We start from the raw sequence: 7,201 nt of genomic DNA, 5'->3' as shown, positions 1-7,201 counted from the left end.
AAGGTTTTAAATTGGCTTTTTTCTAAACCTCATCTAATTTTAGAGGTCCAAAAAACATCGATGTTACTCGATGTTCGTCTTTTTTCTTTTCTTTGATAATAAAGCCATTGAGGAAGCAGATAATCCCATTAACAGTGTCCATAAATTAGCATTGTTTTTAGTGGCTGTATTAACAGAAATTGTTGAATAATCTACATAACCAGCTTTAATTGCTTGTGCTTCCTGCAACAAATTCTGATATGTTTTACCAACTGCACTTTTTAAAATCGAATTCACTTGATTTCGATCACTGGCTGTTAACTTATTCCATGAAGATAATCCACTTAAGATATTGGTATAATTTGTTGAGTTAGCTTTTGTATAGATAGCTCCCATTGAACTTGTTAGATAAGTATCTACAAACGATTGAGCCGTTGAACTCACGCTTGTTAAAGCTTGTACTTCTTGTTTAGTTTGAACCGAATACGTTAATAAAGTTTGTGGCTGAATTTCTTCTTCTACAGGTAATTCAGCACTTGGACTTAAATTCACTGGTCCTAAATCATAGGCAACTAGTGGCATTATGTCTTGTTCTTGTTGAATGTCTTTTGTTTTCTTTCCAACTTCTTCTTTTTTATCTTCTTCTATTTTTTCTTCTTTAGACTCTTCTTTTTCTTCGGATTCCTCATCTTCTTTTGAGTCTTTCTCTTTTTCTTCTGAGTCTTCCTCTTTTTCTTTTGAATCTTCTTCTTTGGATTCCTCTTTTTCTTCAGATTTTTCTTCATCTACTTCATCTTCTTGTGAAGAATCTTCTTTTTGTTGTTCTTCTAGTTTCTTTTGTTCTTCAATTTTTGCTTGAACTTCTAAAGCATCTTTGATTTTTTCATTAAAATCAAATGAATTTTCTTCATCTTCTTTTAAAGAAACCAGCATTTTTTCAATGTTTTCTTTTAATATTTTTTGTTCTTCAATTTGTGGATTCAATGTTTCTAAGAAACGTTTTCCAGCTAAAATTACTTCATAATTTGATTCATCTATGTTTTCAAATAATATATAAGATGTTTCTTCTTTATTATTTTTTATTTCAATGACTTTATAACATAAAAACTGTTCTTTAAAATCATTTGCGTTTTTAATTTCAATTGTTTCTTGTTCCACTTCTTCAGCTAAAACAGTCATATTCAATGGCATAGAAAAAGCCAAAGCAGCTGAAAGAGCAAATCCCAATTTATTTTTCATGTTATCACCTCAATTCAAAAGATTACTTTTCTATCATACTATAAAAATAGAAATTATTCTAGTCCCATAAAGATTTGACAAATTCACGAGCCCAAAGATCACTTTCTTCTAATTGTTGATAACTTGGATATTCAATATATTGAGCTTGTTGAATAGCTTTTTCAATACTTTCTTCAATTTGAAGAAACGAAATTTTTTCTTCTAAAAATAATTCCACAGCTTGTTCATCGGCTCCATTAAATACGGCTCCCAAATTTCCTTCTTTTCTTCCGACTTCATAGGCCAGTCTTAACATCGGATATCTTTCAAAATCCATTTCTTTAAAATGAAGATTAATTGTTTTTGTCGCATCAAATGGATGTTCTTCCTTTAAGGATAAACGATCCGGATATTGAATCGCATATTGAATGGGTAGACGCATATCAGCGGATCCCATTTGCGCCATAATGGCATGATCTATGTATTCCACCATAGAATGTACAATACTTTCCTGATGTAAAACCGTATCAATTTGATCATAATCCAAACCAAATAAGAAATGCGCTTCAATAACTTCAAAACCTTTATTTACCATCGTTGCACTATCCACTGTTATTCTTTTTCCCATGGACCAGTTCGGATGTTTTAAAGTTTGTTCCACAGTAACTTCTTTTAATTCTTCTCTTGTTTTATCTCGAAAAGAACCACCAGATGCTGTAATAATTAAACGCTTAACTTGAGAAATATCATTTCCTTGCAGACACTGAAAAATAGCGGAATGCTCTGAATCAATGGGATACAATTTTGTATTTGTTTCTTTTAAAGTTTGTCGAACCAACATTCCTCCAGCCACTAAACTTTCTTTGTTGGCTAAGGCCACGTCTTTTCCTTTTTTTAAGGAAACCAATGTTGGTTTTAATCCACGAAACCCTACAACAGCATTCACTAATAAATCATAGTCGCAGTTTTCAATACAATCGACCATGGCATGATTTCCACTATATACTTTTTTATGATGAATCTGATCTTTAAATTGTTCATTTCCGATTCCAACTACTTGAATAGAAGGATGCTTTTCTATGATTTCATTTAATTGTTGTACTTTATTTCCAGCAACAACGCCCACTAATTCAAATAAATCCGGATGTTGTTCAATCACATCAATGGTTTGAAGTCCAATGGAACCTGTTGCCCCTAATAATAAAATTCTCTTCATTTTATCACCACCATATCAAGTATAACAAAAACGAGAGGAAGTTTCCTCTCGTTATTTCAATTCATTTGTATGATGCGCTTTTTCAACTTTACGCCAATCATCTTGATATCCACTTAAAGCATCTACGAAACGTTTCGCAACATAGTGAGGACGCGTAATAGCACTTCCTACAACAACACTATGACATCCTAAGAACATACATTTAATGGCATCTTCTGGTGTATATAAATGTCCTTCCATAATAACGGCTGCACGATCACCAACTTCTCGACACAGTTTTCCAATCATACGATAGTCGGCTCCTTCAATGTGCTGTGTAGCTTGTGTATATCCATATAATGTCGGTGCTACAATTTCAGTTCCATTTTCAATGGCACGAAGTGCTTCTTCAATAGTTGAACAATCCGCAAAAATCAAGTGATTCGGATATTTTTTACGAACTTCTTTAATCAGATCCCAAGCCTGTGTTCCTTCATGTGTCACTTCACTTGTACAATCAATCGCAATGATGTCAGCTCCAGCTTCAACAATGGCATCGACTTCTTTCATAGTTGGTGTAATGAATACATATGTATCATCGTGCCATACTTTATATAAACCAATAATTGGAAGACCCAAATTCGCTTCTTTGACTTGACGAATTTGTTCTGGTGAATTAATTCGTAAACCAACGGCACCCGCCCATTTTGCACATTCTGCCATTTTTACTGTCATATCTGGAGTATAAATTGGTTCATCTTTTTGTGTTTGACACGAAACAATCAATCCTCCTTTTAATTGATCTAAAATTGCTTGTTTTCTTGGATCTGTTAATTTCATATTTTCCTCCTATCCACAAATCACTACATTTTTTGGTTTCTTTATATCTAATTCAAATCGATCCACAATAATCGATTGGAATTGCTCAGTATCAGCCCATACACATAAACCCTGATTATTGAATTTTGAACGATCCACCAATAAAATTTTGTACTTTGCTCGTTTTAGTGCTTCTTTTTTTATTGCCGCAAAATCAAAATCAAAAGAATACACTTCATTTTTTGTAAAATGAATGCCAATGGCTGTTAAAAACGCATAATCAAAATGAAAATGATTCATAAATTCTAATGTCAATGGACCACAACAAATCTCTGATTTCTTTCTGAATTCACCACCCAAAACATATATATTTCCTCTAAAATCATCTGGAATCCTTGATAATATATATGTATTAGGTGTAACAATATCTATGTTTTTATCCAAAATATAATCCACAATATATATGGCTGTTGTCCCTGAATCAATAAAAATACAATCCCCGTCTTTTATAGACATGGCTGCCATTTGACAAATCTTGCGCTTTTGAATTTCGTTTGTATGTTCTTTTTCACGAACCGCTGGTTCATTGTGTTTGGCATCGGATACAAGTAAAGAGGCACCTCCTCTTTCTCGTACAATCAATCCTTCTTGTTCTAATTCATCTAAATCACGCATTACCGATGAACGAGACACATCTAATAAACTCATTAATTGTTTAATCGAAACAAAATGATCTCGATTCAACAATTCCATGATGTATAATTTTCTTTCTTTTGTTAACAATTTAACCACCTATCTTCACTACTATATTGTTTTCTTTTCCAAATATAGTATACGAAGACAAGCTCGACTTATCCATCATTTTTTCATTTTCATAGACATAATCTTTCTTTAAATCATGCCATTTATTTTTTCCCAAAGAATGATAAGGCAACAAATTCACTTCTTTAAATCCTTTTTCCTTGGCAAATAAAATAATTTCTTCCAAAATATCATCATTAAAACCAGGAATTACTGGTACACGCACAATGACTTTTTCTGGACATATTTTTGATAAATAATCTAAATTTTGAAAAATAATTTCTTTTTTAGCACCTGTTATAGATTCTAATTTAATTGAATCTAAGTGCTTAATATCATGTAAAAACAAATCAATATATGGCTCAATTTTTTTTAAATTCTCCAAAGAAACCATTCCCGTTGTTTCAATAGCCACATGATAGTTTCTTTTCTTTAATTCTGAAATAAGTTCAAATGTTTGGGGAAACTGAAACAAAGGTTCGCCTCCTGATAAAGTAATGCCTCCATTGGATTTTTGATAATACGCATCGTCTTTTGATACTTCTTCTAAAATATCATCCATTGTCATTTCCATTCCAGAAAAGCGAATCGCCGATGGAATACAAACATCCATGCATTTTTGACACCCATCACATAGATTTCGATTCAATTGAAAAGCAGGTACAAATTCAATAGCTCCTTTTTCACATTCTCTTTGACAACAATGACAACGAACACATTTCTTTTCATCATGCATCAATACAGTATCCAATGTCCAAGTTTCTGGATTGGCACACCACGGACAATGTAAGGGACAACCCTTTAAGAAAATGGTTGTCCGAATTCCAGGTCCATCATGGGTCGCAAATCGTTCAATATTTGAAACCTTAATCATATAAAACCCTGCTCAATAATTCTGCCTGAATATCAGGTGTTAAATTGACGAAAACAGCACTATATCCAGCTACTCGAACAATTAAATCTGGATATTTTTCTGGATGAATCTGTGCATCTTCTAAGACACCATGATCCACGACTGTAACCATCAATTGACATCCACCATTATCAAAATATGTCTGGAACAATGCCTTCACTTTTTCTTTGTCTTCATGCATCATTCGAGGTGTAAACTTAATATTTTGTACACTTCCACCATGATATTTCGCATCAAATTTAGCCAGAGAATTTAATACCGCCGTTGGTCCACTCTTGGCTTGTCCACCTTGTGGATTGTTAGCCGGATTCATATAAACCGCACGATTTCTTCCATCTAAAGACGCATCCGTTTGTTTTCCCCAGTCTGTATTTGTCTGATTATTGGAAATTACTATCAAGTAATACCCCATTCCTTCTTTGATACCACGATCACGAATTCCTTTTGCGACATATTCATATAAATCATTGGCTAATTCATCACATTCTTTGTGATCATTTCCATATTTAGGAACATTTAAAATATCTTTTTGAATTTTTTCAAATCCTTTATAGTCATGTAAACAAGCCTCATTTAATTGTTTCAGTGTATATTTTTTTTGATCATATACCAATGTTTTAATGGCATATAACGCATCACTGGAATTGATGTTTCCATATGTTTCATTGGTACCACCTAAAATTTGTACACCACCATCTAATAAAGCTTTTCCACGAGAAATACAATCATCCATTAATATTGAACAAAATAAGAAAGAAACTTCCTGATTCATGACTGTATAACTATAAGCTTGATCATGTACACTTAAATCCATGTAATAGTCTAATAATTCTTTATATTGATCATAGAAAGATTCAAATGTATCAAATTCATCAATGTCTTTCACTTTTACTGGACCTGCTTTATAAATACCATCCATTGGATCAATTCCTTTATTCAAAGCCAATTGCTGAATTTTTAATAAATTCAATAACGTATTCGGTGTACCTACACTCTTTCCCTGAATAACGAATTCTCCACAACCAAATGGAAGATATTGCTCAGCGATTTTACGATCTACATTCATCGAATACATAGTGGCTGGTACATTGACATCATCGTTATATAAAGTTGGATATGTTGCTCCTGATGCGATGCATTCATAAGCCATGTCCATAATTTCAGGATCTGTTGTGGAGTCAAAGCGAAGTGTAAATTGAGGTTCTACATAGCGTGTATCTTTACAAACACGTAAACAAATTTTCGCAAATAAGTCACAAGCTTCTACATTTTCTCTTCCTTGTCCACCAACAATGATGCGTCCATTTACCGTTGTACGACGATTTTCAATCATCCACCACAAAGATTTCAAATAACGATAGGCTTCATCTTCATCAATCAGACCTGCATCAATATCATTCTTTAAGAAAGGCCCTAACACAATGTCCATGCGACCATAGTTGATGCAACCCGCACAAAGGGCATATAACCAGAACAATTGTAAAGCCTGATGGAAAGTTTCGGGTTTGTGTTCACGAATGAATTGACAATCCGCTTTCATCAACTCTAAGTCTTTTCTTCTTTGTTCACTAATTTCTTTATTCAATTGAACATCAATCAATTCCACTTGACGATCAATAACTGTTTTAAATAATTCCAATGTTTCAATGGAAGCCAAAATAAAATCATTTTTATTTTGCTGATTTAATAAATCAATCAAACCATTAACTCCATATTTCATTAATTTATTGTAGTCTAACATCATACCCGATAAACGAGCCGTTGCCATATATGGATATTTACAATCAATAAAACGACCTGTCGTTGTTTCATTTAACACATCTTGACAATAAATGGCTTTAACATCATTGTCTTGCCAATAATCATAAAGAACATCGACGCGTTTTTTATCTTCTTCATTGTCCAACTGATCTTTAAATGCACGTAATTTATGAAACACACAATAATGTCCAACTCCACCAATACTAGTAACTGAACCAAATCCAATTGGAAGAAAATCCAAACGACCTGCAATTAAGTCGCCATCTTCAATTGTACGGAATAAAGTGGGGAACAAAACTTTCAAACAATTTACTTCACGAAATGCTTTATTTAATGTGGAACACTCTTTATGAACACGAGTATATTCTTCCATAATTTCTAATTGTTCTAATAAAGGTTTTTCACATGGAATTTTTTTAGATACCTCAGCATTTTGTACACCATCTATATTAATTTTTGCCATAATGTGCCTCCTTGCACGATTATAATAATTCATTATTGTTCATATGTCAAGA

The 7,201-nt window shown here is 32.9% G+C and carries 6 protein-coding genes; all 6 read right to left on the bottom strand.

Annotation, left to right across the window (positions count from 1 at the left end):
- Positions 1-63 precede the first annotated feature (63 nt).
- Genes ACI32A_RS05060 through ACI32A_RS05035 form a run of 6 tightly spaced genes read right to left on the bottom strand, consistent with a single transcriptional unit; the run spans position 64 to position 7,149 of the window.
- Positions 64-1,218 (bottom strand): hypothetical protein, encoded by a 1,155-nt coding sequence (locus ACI32A_RS05060; protein WP_439753947.1) that lies wholly within the window; start codon positions 1,216-1,218, stop codon positions 64-66.
- A gap of 58 nt (positions 1,219-1,276) precedes the next feature.
- Positions 1,277-2,413 (bottom strand): 1-deoxy-D-xylulose-5-phosphate reductoisomerase, encoded by a 1,137-nt coding sequence (dxr, locus tag ACI32A_RS05055; protein WP_439753946.1) that lies wholly within the window; start codon positions 2,411-2,413, stop codon positions 1,277-1,279.
- A gap of 51 nt (positions 2,414-2,464) precedes the next feature.
- Positions 2,465-3,232, bottom strand: a complete 768-nt coding sequence (locus ACI32A_RS05050) for an N-acetylmannosamine-6-phosphate 2-epimerase (RefSeq protein WP_439753945.1) — start codon at positions 3,230-3,232, stop codon at positions 2,465-2,467.
- A 9-nt stretch (positions 3,233-3,241) separates the two neighbouring features.
- Complete coding sequence (locus ACI32A_RS05045) at positions 3,242-3,994, bottom strand: DeoR/GlpR family DNA-binding transcription regulator (protein ID WP_439753944.1); 753 nt, start codon at positions 3,992-3,994, stop codon at positions 3,242-3,244.
- Position 3,995: 1 nt separating this feature from the next.
- On the bottom strand, positions 3,996-4,886 hold the full coding sequence (locus ACI32A_RS05040; RefSeq protein WP_439753943.1) for a glycyl-radical enzyme activating protein: 891 nt from the start codon (positions 4,884-4,886) through the stop codon (positions 3,996-3,998).
- Positions 4,879-7,149 (bottom strand): pyruvate formate lyase family protein, encoded by a 2,271-nt coding sequence (locus ACI32A_RS05035; RefSeq protein WP_439753942.1) that lies wholly within the window; start codon positions 7,147-7,149, stop codon positions 4,879-4,881. Before ACI32A_RS05035 ends, ACI32A_RS05040 begins: the two co-directional genes overlap by 8 nt.
- Between the last annotated feature and the right edge of the window lie 52 nt (positions 7,150-7,201).

Source organism: Floccifex sp. (assembly GCF_051873555.1).
Lineage (GTDB): Bacteria > Bacillota_I > Bacilli_A > Erysipelotrichales > Erysipelotrichaceae > Floccifex.
The sequence above is the reverse complement of the archived record's forward strand: the minus strand, read 5'-3'. Positions and strand labels throughout refer to the sequence as shown.